This is a genomic window from Glutamicibacter sp. BS14 (assembly GCF_056934375.1).
On record NZ_CM167801.1, the window covers coordinates 1,051,716 to 1,065,081 of the forward strand.

Genomic DNA, 13,366 nt, shown 5'->3' on the forward strand with positions numbered 1-13,366 from the left:
TCCCAGGGTGCCCTTTGGGCTTTTCGGAGCGCAGGATGGACAGATGGACACGAACCAGGATCCGCAGGCGGCAGGAACAGCGCCCATCGAGATCAGGCCGCTGGCCGAAGAACGCATGGACGACTTCGCGACGGTAGTGAATCCGAGCCGGAGGCAGAAGCATTGCTGGTGCTTGTCGCACCGGATCGGTGCCGTCGAGATCAGGGAACGAGGCGCAGGGGACCGGTTCGCCGCCATGCGCTCACTGAGCACCGAGCCGATTGCCCCGGGAGTGATCGCCTATCGCGCAGGGGAACCGGTGGGCTGGTGCAGCATCGCTCCGCGATCGAGGATCCCACTGCTGGAAAAGTCCAAGCTCATCAGGTCCGTGGATGATCTGGAGGCTTGGAGCATCACCTGCATGGTGGTGCGCAGCGGCTACCGCCGCCAAGGCGTGAATCGGGAAATGGTCCAAGGCGCAGTGCAGTATGCGCGGGACCTCGGGGCGCCAGCGGTCGAAGCCTACCCCGTGGATCCGGCAGGGCGGATGGACCTGACCATGGCCTTCGTCGGAACCAGGAAGATGTTCGAGCAGGCCGGGTTCGAGGTCGTCGGGGTCAGCGACGCCCAGGCCAGCAGGATGCCCCGGCTGATCATGCGCAAACTGCTCTGACCCGGTGACGCTGTGTTGCATTTGCTCCGCTTTGGCACCGGGATAAGGAACCGGCGTGAATTAGCGAGGTTCCGTCAGCGCTTCAACGCCGCGCACCCCTTCATCATCCAGACGAGGTTTGAAATACGTGGAAATGGCCGTCTTGGCTGCGTTTCCGGCGGTGACTGGCTCTCTGGCTTCAATTGCATCGAAGATAGCTCGGTCCAATGCCACCACTTTTTTCATTTCTAGGGACTCGTTGTCCGCGTGGCTCATCTGGTCATTCATGACGCTCAAGATGGCACCGGATACCGCCTCGCCACAGATCCGCAACAGGCTGTTGTGGCTGGCTTCCCATACGGCCGCGTGGAAATCGAGGTCGGCTCGGTTGAAGGATCCGGAGCCCGCAGCCGCCTCAGATTCCATGCGTTCAACTGCATCGCGCATGACCGATAATTGCTCGGAACTATGCATTACGGCCGCTAGCTGGCAGGCGGAACTCTCCAGAACGATTCTGAATTGAACCAATTCCGAGAGTGAGAGGGTAGCTATGCGCGCCATATTGGCAAAGGATCTGCCCAGATTATCCGTGGAAACCGGCAAGACAACTGGACCGCTGCGGCTACCGGGACGCGACGCAATGAGGCCTTGGCTCTGTAATACTCGCAATGCCTCGCGGACCGTTGGCCGGCTGACGGAGAACTGCACCATGAGCTCGCGTTCACTGGGAAGGTGCTGGCCAGGTTCAATTTCCTTGGACAGAATCGCTTCCTCTATCTGTTGCACTACTCGCTCGTAGGTCAATGTTGGCACGGCCGGCGTGAAAGTTAGCTTGCTCAATTGGGGCCTTCCTTTAGCTGCGAGTGGAAACGGTTAGCGGACAAGGTATTGCAGTTCTCCGGGGCGGCACCGCCCCAGCCAAATATTTCGACAACTGGTAAGACCAGAAAACTTAGTAGAAATATCAGCATATATGGTGTTGTATGGATCACATCACTCAATGGACATGTTGACCGATGGAGATCCCATGAAAGAGAAAAAGAACTACAGTCGGCTTGCGGCGACAGTGCTGGTTGGCTCTCTGGCGCTAACCGCGTGCTCTGCAGGATCAGGCGGGACTTCGTCGGAAGGCTCGGCCGAAAACACTTCAGTGACCGTCGCGCTAACTGGTGAACCGGTCAATCTGGACTTCACCACGACTGCAGGCGCTGCTATTCCGCAAGCGCTCATGTCCAATGTCTATGAAGGATTGGTCGAGATCGACCAAGAAGGAAAGATCCAGCCGTTGCTCGCCGAATCGTGGGAGCTGAGCAACGGGAACAAGACTTATACGTTCAAGCTTCGCGAAGGCGCAACCTTTTCCAATGGCGAAGCGTTCACTGCCGATGACGTCAAATTCAGTATCGAACGAGTCCAATCCGATGACTGGGTCTCTAGCTTGAAGACGAAAATGGAAATCGTGGACTCTGTCGATGTCCTCAGTGATTCCGAAGTCGCCATTACCCTGAAGCAGCCGAGTAATGCCTGGCTTTTCGACATGGGCACCTTGGTCGGAGCCATGTTCGATCCAAGCGGCGTTGACGAACTAGCTTCGACCGCCATTGGGACTGGGCCATACGAAATTGATGCGTGGAACCGCGGGCAGTCCATCGAACTCGCGACACGCGATGACTACTGGGGCGAGAAACCGCAGGTTGAAAAGGTCTCACTGCGCTACTTCGCCGATGCGGTAGCCACGACCAATGCACTTCAATCCGGCGACGTGGATGTCGTCTACAACATGCAGTCCCCGGAACTGCTGTCCGGTTTCGAATCAAACGACAAGTACCAGGTCCTTGACGGCACCTCCAATGGCGAGATCGTCTTGTCAATGAATAACAAAAAAGCTCCGTTCGATGACAAGCGCGTGCGCCAAGCCGTCATGTATGCCATCGACCGCCAAGCTGTAGTCGACACCGCATGGAACGGCTACGGCACGGTGGTGGGCGGACCGGTTCCGACCACCGACCCGTACTACGAGGATCTGAACGATATCTACCCGTACGACCCGGAGAAGGCCAAGGCGTTACTCAAGGAAGCTGGAGCCGAGAACCTGCAGATCACTTTCAAGGTTCCAACTCGCCCTTACGCAACCGCAGTCTCTGAAATAGTCGTCTCTCAACTGGCTGATGTCGGAATCGACGCTAAGATCGAGTCCTCCGAATTCCCCGCGGTCTGGCTCGACGAGGTCTTCACCAAGCACGATTACCAGATGTCGGTCGTCCTGGCAGTGGAGAGCCGAGATGTTTTGGCAATGTTCAACAACCCGGACTACTACCTGGGCTACGACAATTCAGGCATTGAGGAGCTTGCCGCAAAAGCCGATGCTGCCAACGAAGCCGGATACGTGGATGGCATGAAAAAGGTGGTTCGCACCATCGTTGATGATGCAGCTGCAGATACCCTGTTCATCTTCCCGAACATCGTGGTAGCCAGGGCAGAGGTGACCGGCATTCCGGCCAACTCCGTGACCGAAGCATTGGATATGACCAATATCGGCTGGAAATAGCTTCCATAGCCGCACCGACAAAGGGAAAATCACGTGGGTATTAGATTACTGATCAACTTGGCAAGATTCGTTGTCACTTATGTGATTGCAACGGTTGCAGTGTTCCTTTTCATGCGAGCAATTCCCGGAGATCCTGCCCAGATTGCCCTGGGTGTGAACGCCACCCCGGAGCTATTGGCCAAAACGCGAGCCGAGTTCGGGACCGATCGGCCGCTGATCGTCCAGTACTTTGACTGGGCGCTGGGGTTGCCCACCGGCAACTTCGGCACATCCTACGTCACGCGGCAAGATATCAGTCCGCTGATTGTCGACCGGGTGCAAGTCAGCCTGATCCTGGTACTGCTGGCAATGGTCCTCGCCTTGGCGATTGCGATTCCCTTCGGCACCTACGCGGCGGTCAAGCACCGCAATCCGAGCGGCATCATTGTCAGCGGAATCAGCCAGGTAGGCGTGGCCATTCCCAACTTTCTCGCCGGCATTCTGCTGGTGGTCGTCTTTGCCGTGGGCCTGGGTTGGCTTCCGGCCAACGGGTGGACACCGCCCGGCGAGGACTTCGGAGATTTCATTTCCCGCGTCGTCCTGCCAGTGCTCGCTCTGGCATCCGTGCAGGGAGCTATCCTGACTCGCTATGTCCGTTCGGCGGTGATGGAAGTGATGAGCGAGGATTACTTGCGGACCGCACGGTCCAAGGGCCTCGGGAAGCTTGAATCGCTGATCAAGCATGGTCTGCGCAACGCCTCCATCCCAGTTCTGACAGTTACCAGCGTGCAGTTAGCGGCATTGATCATTGGCGCGGTGGTCATTGAACGGGTGTTTGTGATCCCAGGCCTTGGGTCCATGCTGCTCGACGCGGTGGGCAACCGCGATCTTCTTACCGTGCAATCGGTGGTCATGGTGCTCGTCGCGATTACCTTGATCATCAACTTGGTCGTGGACGTTCTCTACACAATCCTGGATCCACGCATTCGAAAGGGCGCGTAATGTCTGCAGAACCAGTTACCGCTTCAAGCACCCGTCGAAAACTCTCCGTGACGCTGCTGGTAGGCAGCATCCTCGTAGCTCTCGTGGTGCTCGCTGCACTCGTCTCCTTTGTCTGGACCCCCTTCGATCCGGTACAAGCAGTTCCCCAGGATCGCTTGCAAGGATCCAGCGTCACCCATCTGATGGGTACCGACAGGTACGGACGCGACGTCTTTTCGGGAATCCTGTACGGAGCGCGCATTACCTTGCTGGTGGGTTTGGTTGCGGTAGGTATCGCCCTGATCATTGGGACGCCGCTAGGTATTCTGGCTGGCATGCGAGGCGGCATCACCGAGGAAGTTACCATGCGTGGCGCTGATATTCTCCTCGCTTTTCCCGCGTTGCTGGTAGCGATCATGTTTGGCGCCGTATTTGGAGCCAGCACATTCACGGCCATGCTTGCAATCGGCATTGGCTCGATACCCGGCTTTGCGCGTGTTGCGCGAAGCGGCACCCTGCAGGTGATGAGCACCGAATACATCATGGCTGCCAAGGCATCCAGCCAGAGCAGCTGGCGTATCGCCCGGCGCCATGTGCTGCCCAATATCATCGGCATGGTCGTGGTGCAGTGCTCGGTATCGTTCGCAATTGCGGTACTTGCCGAAGCAGCGCTGTCCTTCCTTGGCTTGGGCACTCCACCACCAGTCCCATCCTGGGGCCGCATGCTGCAAGAATCCCAGCAATTCCTGGGGACCTTCCCGATGCTCGCCGTTTGGCCGGGCGCCGCCATTGCCGTTGCAGTGTTGGGCTTCACCTTGCTTGGTGACGGTCTGCGTGATCGGTTCGATCCGAAACTGAATGGAGATCGGTAATCCATGGATAAGAAAACAACTACCGGCGCTCTGATAGATGTCAGGGGCCTGACAATCAGCACCAAGCACCGCACGCTTGTCTCGAACTTTAATCTGCGCATGAATCCGGGGGATCGTGTAGGGCTGATTGGCGAATCTGGTTCCGGAAAGTCCATGACCACATCCGCCCTTATGGGGTTGCTCCCGGAAGGTGTCAGCGCCAGTGGCTCCATCCAGCTTGCGGGTCACCCACGGAATCTGGTCGAGGCAACTGACAGGGAACTGCAGAAAATCCGTGGCAATGATATGAGCATGGTCTTCCAGGAGCCGCTGACCGCATTGAATCCGCTGATGAAAGTCGGTCCGCAGGTCGCGGAAATTATGACCAGTCATAAGACCGTTGCTTCAAAATCAGCGGCTCAGGCTCGTGCGGTGGAACTGCTCGGATCGGTTAAGCTCCCGGATCCGGCACGGGCCGCCCGCTCTTATCCGCACCAGCTTTCTGGAGGCCAGCGACAGCGCGCCATGCTGGCGATGGCCTTGGCGAATAACCCGGGTCTCTTGCTCTGCGATGAACCGACCACGGCTTTGGACGTTACGGTTCAACGCCAGGTTCTGGATCTGATCTTGGAATCGGTCCAAGAACGCGGCACCGGGTTGTTGTTCATCACCCATGACCTTTCGGTGGTCGCCAACGTCTGCGACCGGGTGCTGGTGATGAACAACGGCCAAGTGGTTGAAGAAGGCGATACTGGAGAGGTATTCAGCAATCCGCAACACCCTTACACCCGAGGACTGCTGGCCGCCTCGGACCTGAATGCCACAGATGCCGACGGCAGGTTATTCACCGTGGCTTCGGCCGCTTCCTACATTCCGCCTTTGGCCGAAGCGCAGCCAGTCGTGGAAGCAGCAAACGCGGAAATAAGCGATCTCCGGGAACACGATCAGGCCGCGGGGGACATTGCTCCCGAAGTACCCTCGTTGATCAGTGTCAAGGACCTGACGCGATTCTATCCTGTCGGACGCTCGTCGCTCTTCGGGAAGCGTTCGGAGGTGCATGCGTTGAAAGGCGTCTCCTTTGACGTTGCTGCCGGGCAACGTTTCGGTGTGGTCGGTGAATCCGGTTCCGGAAAATCCACCCTCTTGCGCATCTTGGCAGGTCTGGACCAACCCACCTCAGGCAGTGTTCGTGTGGCAGGAAGCGAGGTTGCAGGGGCCAAGGAGAGGGATCTGGTCCAATTGCGCCAGCAGCTGCAGATCGTTTTCCAGGATCCCATGGGATCGCTGGATCCGCGGATGCGTGTCCGCGACATTATCGCTGAGCCTTTGCTTGTTCCGGGGCAAAAGGTGGATAGCGCCAAGCACCGGAAGATGGTCGCAGAGATGCTCGGATCGGTGGGACTGCCGGCCGATGCCGCGGAACGCTTCCCGCATCAATTCTCCGGTGGACAGCGCCAGCGAATCTCCATTGCTCGTGCGCTGATCTGCGAGCCTCGGGTGCTGGTGGCTGATGAACCGGTCAGCGCTCTGGATGTCTCCGTCCGGGCCCAAGTACTGAACCTGCTTTCGGACTTGGTCGACGACTACCAACTGACCCTCGTCTTCGTCTCCCACGATCTTGGCGTGGTGCGGCATATCTGCGACAACGTCGTGGTGATGAATGAAGGGCGGATCGTCGAAAGCGGAACAACCGAACAGATCTATGACAGTCCGCAGCATGCGTATACGCGGACTTTGGTGAATTCATCCATGTCCCTGCGCAACGAACTGGCCCTGCGCTAGTAATGCTCATTTTCCTTGAGAGGCCATCATGTCCCAGCTTTCTGAACACACCACCGCACTGCACCAGCTGTCCGCGCAGGAACTTCACGCGTCCTATGCTGCGAAGGACATCTCGCCGGTGGATGTAGCAGAGTCGGTCATCAAACGGGTTCAGGAACGTGAACCGGTACTCAACGCGATGTACCAGTTCGATCCGGAAGACGTGCTGAGCCAGGCACGCGAAAGCGAGCAACGCTGGGCCAGCGGAACAGCGCTCGGTCCACTAGACGGGGTGCCGGCAACGGTCAAGGAGAACATAGCACGCAAGGGCATCCCGATGCCTTCGGGAACGGCCCTATCCAACCCCAAGGTGCCCACGCAGAACGCGCCGATCACCGATCGGATTCTTGAAGCCGGCGGCATCCTGGCTGGCTCGACTACGATGCCGGACTGGGGCATGCTCTCTTCGGGTGTTTCCAGCCTTCACGGAATATCGCGTAGCGCTTGGAACCCTGGATGGACCACCGGTGGCTCCAGTGCGGGTGCGGGATCGGCGGCTGCTGCTGGATACGGGCCACTGCATGTCGGCACCGACATCGGTGGATCCATTCGCCTGCCCGGCGGCTGGCAGGGGTTGGCAACACTGAAACCCAGTGCAGGATTGATTCCCCTGGATGTCCCGTACATTGGCCGGGCGGCCGGCCCGATGGGACGTACCGTGGATGACATTGCCCTTTTCATGTCAGTGCTCGGACAACCAGATATCCGTGACTATTCGGCACGGGCCTATCCGGCCATGCAATGGCAGTCAAAGCTTGGCAGCGTCCGCGGGATGAGAATCGGGTTGCAGCTTGAAGCTAACGCTGGGGTCGCTGTCGACCCCGAAATCCGATCGGCGGTGCAGTCGGTAGCGGACACTTTTGCGCAGGACGGTGCCAGGGTGGAAGAGTTGCCGCCCTTCATCGACCAAGGCATGCTTGACCAGCTTGACCGCTTTTGGCGTACCCGGTCCTGGGCCGATTTCCGTGAACTGAGCGAAAGCGAGCAGGCGAAGGTCCTGGATTACATCGTGCGCTGGTGCGAAGGAGGAGCCAAGTTCGATGGCGCCGACACGATCAGGAATTTCGGTGCGATCGACCAGATGCAGAAGGTGACCATCGCGGCTACCGCCGGGTATGACCTCATCATCTCTCCGGTCTCCCCGATGGCTGCTTTTCCTGCGGAACAACCGATGCCAGTGGTGGATCCTGACGCCACCATGGGCCATATTGCCTTCACCGTCCCGTACAACATGTCCGGTCAGCCAGCGGCTACCGTCAATTGCGGTTTCACGTCCGAGGGCAAGCCCATTGGCGTGCAGCTGGCCGGAGCAGTTGGAACCGATGACGATGTGCTTCGCGCAGCCAGCTGGTATGAGGCAGCTCGGCCAGATAGCGCCAAACCGCAGTGGTCGAACTTGGACTGAAAATCCCGTATAAGCAGGGCACAGCAACCACCGCAGTTGCTGTGCCCTGCTTGTTGTTCTGATCTGCAGTATCGGGAAATCAGCTGGTTTGCGTGGCCTGTCCGAAGGACGCCAGCGCGGCAAGAGCTGTCCGGTCATCGGCAGGTACCAGATGACCGTAGTATTCGAACAGGCTGCTGCGGGCAAGATGCTCAGCCAGATGCGCATCTTGCTTCTGGATGGCCATGAAGACCTCGTGATGATGGTCGAGGGTGCGTTGCATCAAAGCCTCGTCATCGGAACTTTGTTCAATGCTGGACGTGATGAGCTGCTCGATGGACTGGCGGACTGCTTCGCCGGTAATCTGCAGCAGTGCATGGCCGCTGGCCTGCGCGATCACGTCATGGAAATCGAGGTCTGCCTGGCTGAAAGCGCTTTGGCTCTGCGAACGCGCCGCCCGCATCCGCGCCATCGCCTTCTCGAGCTTCAATAAGTCCGCATCGGAACGTCGCGTTGCGGCCAGCGAATTGGCCGAAGATTCCATGGTCATGCGATAAATGAGCAGATCCGCGAGGCTCGACGAAGAGGTCGTGGCCAAACGGCTTATCATTTTGCGCAAAGGCGCTGACGTGGGAGAGAGGACAACCGCTCCGCGCGGATCACCCGGCCTAGAGGCAACTATCCCGTTGCTTTCCAAGACCCGCATCGCTTCACGCACCGATGAACGACTCACCTCAAACTGGGTTACAAGTTCACGCTCTCCGGGCAGATGATCCCCGATTTTCAGTTCGCCGCTAAGTACCTGGCTTTCAATGGAACTGACGATGGCTTCAAAAGCGCGCGTCTTAGTTGCAGCTGGCACCTCTGGTGTCTGTGACATCTTAAGTCGCTTTCGTGGTGGTCTGTCTGAAGAATCCTTGGCACCACCGCCTAGTTCGGTGGGGTGAAACGACCATCGATGGCGGTCCAACCGCCATCGACGGTGAGCACCGAACCAGTCACGAAGCTCGATGCCGGCGATGCAAGATAGACAATGGCTCCAGCCATTTCCTCTGGCCTGGCCCAGCGGCCCAAGGCGCTCTTCTGGGCGTAGGCGTTGTACCAGCCGGGGTTGGCCTTGATCTGTGCGGTCAGAGGGGTTTCAACAACCCCTGGGGCAACAACATTGACCCTGACACCCTGCGGGCCGAATTCGGCGGCCGCGGTACGGGCCAGCTGGACCAGTGCAGCCTTGGTGGCCGCATAGACACTTTGCCCGGGCTCGACAACTGATGCGCGAATGGACGAGATGCCAATGATGGATCCGCCGCCATTGGCTGCCAGCCGAGGTGCGAAGGCCTGGATCAGTCCGAATGAAGCCCTCAGGTTCAAATTCACCACGCGGTCGAATTCTTCCATCGTGTAGTCGACGATGCGCTTTCGGACATTCGTGGCAGCGGTGAACACCAGGGCAGCGATGTCATTGAATTCATTGGAAGCGGCCTGAACAGATTGAATATCCAGAACGTCGAGCTCGATAACCGTGGAACCGCTGCTGAGCATGTCGGCGGTCTCCTGCGCGGTTTCGACATCGCGGTCGGCGCAAATCACGTGGGCGCCGTGGGCGTCGAGGGCCAGAGCCGCTTCACGGCCAATGCCGCTGCCTGCACCGATGACCATGACGCGCTGGCCGGCAAATTGGAAGAGCTGCGTGTAATCCATTGTGTTGTCCTTCGTTTATGTTGCCTCGGGCTACGGGCGGATGATGGCCATCCGGGTGACAGTGAATTCTTCCATTGCGAAGCGGGGGCCTTCACGGCCGATCCCGGAGTCCTTGACTCCTCCATAGGGCATGATGTCTGACCGGAATCCCGGGATTTCATTCACTACGACACCGCCAACTTCCAGTTCATCGATGGCGCGGAAGGCCGTCTTCAGCGACTTGCTGTAAATGGCTGCCTGCAGTCCGTACCGTGAATCGTTCACCAGCTCAAAAGCTGCATCGAGGTCAGGCACCGTGCGCAAGCAGATGACAGGACCGAATATTTCCTCGCACCATAGTTCTGCATCGGACGGGACGCCGCTCAGAATCGTGGGCTGGATGGATTCTCCTAGCAAGCCTCCGCCGGTCAGCACCTGTGCTCCGCGTTCTTTTGCCTTCTCGATCCATGACAGCACGCGTCCGGTGGATGCCTTATTGATCAGTGGAGCCACCCGGGTCTGTTCCGAGCGGGGGTCGCCAACCGCTATTTCGCCGATGCGCGCCAGCAGCTCCCGCTGGAAGTCGCCAGCGATTTTCTCATCGAGCAGAACGCGCTGAACAGAGATGCAGGCTTGCCCGTTGGCATAGAACCCCCCGCGTAGCACGGCATCGACTGCTGCATGGATGTCGGCGTCCTCGGCGACAATGAAACCGGTGTTAGACCCCAGCTCCAGCACTGCCTTGCGTGGTGCCGCATTCTTGGCGATCTGGTGGCCGACGGCCGCGGACCCGGTGAAGGAAACCACCGCTGAGCGAGGGTCTGCGACCAATGTCTCGCCAACGTCAATGCCGCCGGTAACCAGCTGCACCGCTGCGGTGCTGACCTGATGGGCGGCGAGGGCTTCGCGGATCAAGTGCACAGCCCACAACGTGGACAGAGGAGTATTCGGTGCTGGCTTGATGATGATCGGGCACCCAGCCGCCAGCGCTGGCGCAAGCTTATGGCTGGCCAAGAGCAAAGGGTAATTGAAACCGGCGATGCCGATCACGATTCCTGCCGGTTTACGGGTCCAGTACCCAATCATGCCATCGCCGCTGGCCTGCAGATCCAGGGGTACTGTTTCGCCGCGCAGGTTCGCAACTTCTTCGGCTGCCGCGGCCCATGTGGTCAGGGTGCGCGCAACTTCTACCCGGCAGTCCACCAGGGGTTTGCCGGTTTCGAGGACCAGGAGATTCTCGAGCTCTTCGCGGTGCTCGGAAATCTTGTGATGGACCGCCAAGAGGATTGACCGCTTGGTGCCGGTGCTCAGCCTCTCAACTTCCTTGGCGACGCTTTGGGCGGCGTCCAATGCCTGGCTGGCTAGTGCCGCGGAGCCTACAGGCGCGTGCGCAACTACTGAACCATCGAAAGGGAAAATAACGGGGGCTGTTTCCGCGCAGTGCACCCACCGATCGCCGATGGGCAATCCCGCAGGGTAAGCATCTGAGTGAGAAGTCATCGTTCCTACTTTCGAATTGGCGCCATGGAAGTCCTACTGGTCTGACCAGTAGATGACCAAAGCTAATCAGTGATCTAGCTCGCAGTCAACGGGTTTGAGGAAAATGACCCTTTCACACTTCTAAAACGTTGAATTCATTGACATTAAGCGAAACTCCGGGAACAGTAATGCTCACAATTCCACTTCGGGATACCGAGAAATTCGGATGTGCGAGTACAGGCGGTGGCGGTGGCTTTTGACTGGAGGAGCAACGTTTCGCTGGCTCGGGAAACTGCTGGCGTCATCAGTGAGCGAGTCTTCTCGGGACGGTATGCGCCAGGACAAGTCTTGGCGCAGCAGCGGCTCTCCGAAGAGCTTGGCGTCAGTCGGACACCCTTGCGTGAAGCCTTTGCCTTGCTAGAGCATGAAGGCGTGGTTCAGCTCGATTCCTACGGGCGAGCCACGGTTACGAAGATGGACATAACGAATCTGCGTGAAGCACTGAAATTCCGCGAACTATTGGAATCGGCAGCCTGCGGCATGGCAGTCGATAAGATATCGAGGCCCTTGCTCGCCGACCTGCTTCAAGCGTTGCGCAACTCGGGAACCGCCACGCCACATAATGCTTCCAAGGTGCACCTATTGCTGCTGGGATCATCGGGCAATCGCTATCTTCAAGGATTCTCGACCCTTGTGCGGATAACCGAGGAAGTGCATTTGCCAGCTACCGCGTGGTTCCCGACGAATACCGGAAAACTGCGGAACCTCCAGGTAGGCATCCTGGAGTGTTTAGCCGAATCAGACGGTAAGGCTGCACAACGCCGAGTACGCGAATACTTCAACGAACTTCAAAACCACCTAGCCGCTAGTGAAAGGCCTATCCAATGAAAACCTACAGCGTTGCCGTCATCCCCGGAGACGGGATCGGCCCGGAAGTCATGGGGGGAACACTTGACGTTTTGGCTGCAGCTGAGAAGAAATTCGGCTTCGCGCTGGATCTGACTACTTATGACGCAGGTGCTAAGCATTATCTGCAGACCGGCGAGCTATGGAACCCGCAGTTGACTCGAAAGCTGCGGGGCCATGATGCCATACTCTTCGGCGCGATGGGGGATCCAGCAGTGCAGCCAGGCATACTTGAGCGCGGATTTATCCTAGCGATGCGCCAGGAATTCGAGCAGGCGGTGAACCTGCGCCCGGTCAAGCTCTACCCGGGCGTCGCCACCCCCATTGCCGGGCTGACACCTGAACGTTGCGATCTGGTGATCGTCCGTGAGAATACCGAAGGTGCCTACATTGGCCAAGGTTCGACAGTCCACGCAAATACACCTCACACTGTGGCGCTCCAAGAATCGGTCAACACCCGGCAGGGGATCTCGCGAGTAGTGGAGTATTCCTTCAAGCTGGCTATGAGCCGGCGTAAGAAACTTACCTTGTGCCATAAGAAGAACATACTTATCGAAGCTGGGAAGCTTTGGCAGGAAGTCGTGGACCACGTTTCTGGGCGCTATCCCGAAGTTGAAGTCGACTACGTTCATGTCGATGCCATGTGTTTCCATCTCCCTGTTGCCCCGGAAAGATTCGATGTAGTAGTTACCGACAATCTCTTCGGAGACATCATCACGGACCTTGGAGCCGTCATCCAGGGTGGCCTGGGCGTTGCAGCAAGCGCGAATCTCAATCTGGATGGAAACTCACCTAGCATGTTCGAAGCCATCCACGGCTCGGCTCCCGACATTGCCGGAAAGGGCTGGGCCAATCCTGTCGGTGCGATCCTGTCTGGTGCGATGATGCTCGCGCATCTAGGAGAAGAGCGGGCCGCAATGGCCATTGAATCTGCTGCCGTCAGCGTGGTGCGCGAGCTTCCCGAACTAGCCGGACCGAACATGGGGAAGGACACCTCTGGCATTGCAGACGATATTGCTCGGCTTGTATCCGAGGATTTCGTTATGGTTCCGGGTTTATCGGTGATGAAGAGCTTGTCTGCGGCACGATGAGCTTATGCCAATAGA

12 protein-coding genes are annotated in these 13,366 nt (G+C 58.2%); 8 read left to right on the forward strand and 4 right to left on the reverse strand.

Features of this window, described 5'->3' with window-relative positions; genetic code table 11:
- Positions 1 to 43: 43 nt before the first annotated feature.
- A complete protein-coding gene (locus tag AC1Z36_RS05030; RefSeq protein WP_388023499.1) occupies positions 44 to 652 on the forward strand; it encodes a GNAT family N-acetyltransferase in 609 nt (202 codons plus the stop codon).
- Between the two features lie 60 nt (positions 653 to 712).
- Here the strand turns inward: AC1Z36_RS05030 and AC1Z36_RS05035 are convergent, their stop codons facing one another.
- Entirely contained in the window at positions 713 to 1,444 is a 732-nt protein-coding gene (locus AC1Z36_RS05035) for a FadR/GntR family transcriptional regulator (RefSeq protein WP_286134041.1), read from the reverse strand.
- Between the two features lie 214 nt (positions 1,445 to 1,658).
- On the opposite strand from AC1Z36_RS05035, the gene AC1Z36_RS05040 reads away from it, so the two are divergent.
- From AC1Z36_RS05040 to AC1Z36_RS05060, 5 genes are read left to right on the forward strand one after another with little or no spacing between them, the layout of a single operon-like run.
- Positions 1,659 to 3,179 (forward strand): ABC transporter substrate-binding protein, encoded by a 1,521-nt coding sequence (locus AC1Z36_RS05040; protein WP_483561783.1) that lies wholly within the window; start codon positions 1,659 to 1,661, stop codon positions 3,177 to 3,179.
- A gap of 33 nt (positions 3,180 to 3,212) precedes the next feature.
- The gene (locus AC1Z36_RS05045) at positions 3,213 to 4,160 is read left to right on the forward strand and encodes an ABC transporter permease (protein ID WP_133834157.1); all 948 of its coding nucleotides are present in this window, start codon (positions 3,213 to 3,215) and stop codon (positions 4,158 to 4,160) included.
- Positions 4,160 to 5,011, forward strand: coding sequence for an ABC transporter permease (locus tag AC1Z36_RS05050; protein ID WP_105656130.1), 852 nt, complete (start codon positions 4,160 to 4,162; stop codon positions 5,009 to 5,011). Before AC1Z36_RS05045 ends, AC1Z36_RS05050 begins: the two co-directional genes overlap by 1 nt.
- A 3-nt stretch (positions 5,012 to 5,014) precedes the next feature.
- Complete coding sequence (locus tag AC1Z36_RS05055; protein ID WP_388023493.1) at positions 5,015 to 6,772, forward strand: dipeptide ABC transporter ATP-binding protein; 1,758 nt, start codon at positions 5,015 to 5,017, stop codon at positions 6,770 to 6,772.
- Between the two features lie 28 nt (positions 6,773 to 6,800).
- Positions 6,801 to 8,216 (forward strand): amidase, encoded by a 1,416-nt coding sequence (locus AC1Z36_RS05060; protein WP_105656132.1) that lies wholly within the window; start codon positions 6,801 to 6,803, stop codon positions 8,214 to 8,216.
- Between the two features lie 79 nt (positions 8,217 to 8,295).
- On the opposite strand, the gene AC1Z36_RS05065 is transcribed toward AC1Z36_RS05060, so the two are convergent.
- The 3 genes from AC1Z36_RS05065 to AC1Z36_RS05075 are packed head-to-tail and all read right to left on the reverse strand — an operon-like array spanning position 8,296 to position 11,375.
- Positions 8,296 to 9,075, reverse strand: coding sequence for a FadR/GntR family transcriptional regulator (locus AC1Z36_RS05065; protein WP_105656133.1), 780 nt, complete (start codon positions 9,073 to 9,075; stop codon positions 8,296 to 8,298).
- 50 nt (positions 9,076 to 9,125) lie between these two features.
- Entirely contained in the window at positions 9,126 to 9,896 is a 771-nt protein-coding gene (locus AC1Z36_RS05070; protein ID WP_105656134.1) for an SDR family NAD(P)-dependent oxidoreductase, read from the reverse strand.
- 30 nt (positions 9,897 to 9,926) lie between these two features.
- Complete coding sequence (locus AC1Z36_RS05075; RefSeq protein ID WP_105656135.1) at positions 9,927 to 11,375, reverse strand: aldehyde dehydrogenase family protein; 1,449 nt, start codon at positions 11,373 to 11,375, stop codon at positions 9,927 to 9,929.
- A 228-nt stretch (positions 11,376 to 11,603) separates the two neighbouring features.
- On the opposite strand from AC1Z36_RS05075, the gene AC1Z36_RS05080 reads away from it, so the two are divergent.
- Positions 11,604 to 12,242, forward strand: coding sequence for a GntR family transcriptional regulator (locus tag AC1Z36_RS05080; RefSeq protein WP_286134066.1), 639 nt, complete (start codon positions 11,604 to 11,606; stop codon positions 12,240 to 12,242).
- Positions 12,239 to 13,351 (forward strand): 3-isopropylmalate dehydrogenase, encoded by a 1,113-nt coding sequence (locus AC1Z36_RS05085; RefSeq protein WP_105656137.1) that lies wholly within the window; start codon positions 12,239 to 12,241, stop codon positions 13,349 to 13,351. Before AC1Z36_RS05080 ends, AC1Z36_RS05085 begins: the two co-directional genes overlap by 4 nt.
- Positions 13,352 to 13,366: the final 15 nt, after the last annotated feature.

Bases quoted from the DNA above. Each gene is read 5' to 3' on its own strand.
- AC1Z36_RS05030 (WP_388023499.1), top strand. From the start codon at position 44: ATGGACACGAACCAGGATCCGCAGGCGGCAGGAACAGCGCCCATCGAG.
- AC1Z36_RS05040 (WP_483561783.1), top strand. From the start codon at position 1,659: ATGAAAGAGAAAAAGAACTACAGTCGGCTTGCGGCGACAGTGCTGGTT.
- AC1Z36_RS05050 (WP_105656130.1), top strand. From the start codon at position 4,160: ATGTCTGCAGAACCAGTTACCGCTTCAAGCACCCGTCGAAAACTCTCC.
- AC1Z36_RS05055 (WP_388023493.1), top strand. From the start codon at position 5,015: ATGGATAAGAAAACAACTACCGGCGCTCTGATAGATGTCAGGGGCCTG.
- AC1Z36_RS05060 (WP_105656132.1), top strand. From the start codon at position 6,801: ATGTCCCAGCTTTCTGAACACACCACCGCACTGCACCAGCTGTCCGCG.
- AC1Z36_RS05065 (WP_105656133.1), bottom strand. From the start codon at position 9,075: ATGTCACAGACACCAGAGGTGCCAGCTGCAACTAAGACGCGCGCTTTT.
- AC1Z36_RS05070 (WP_105656134.1), bottom strand. From the start codon at position 9,896: ATGGATTACACGCAGCTCTTCCAATTTGCCGGCCAGCGCGTCATGGTC.
- AC1Z36_RS05075 (WP_105656135.1), bottom strand. From the start codon at position 11,375: ATGACTTCTCACTCAGATGCTTACCCTGCGGGATTGCCCATCGGCGAT.
- AC1Z36_RS05085 (WP_105656137.1), top strand. From the start codon at position 12,239: ATGAAAACCTACAGCGTTGCCGTCATCCCCGGAGACGGGATCGGCCCG.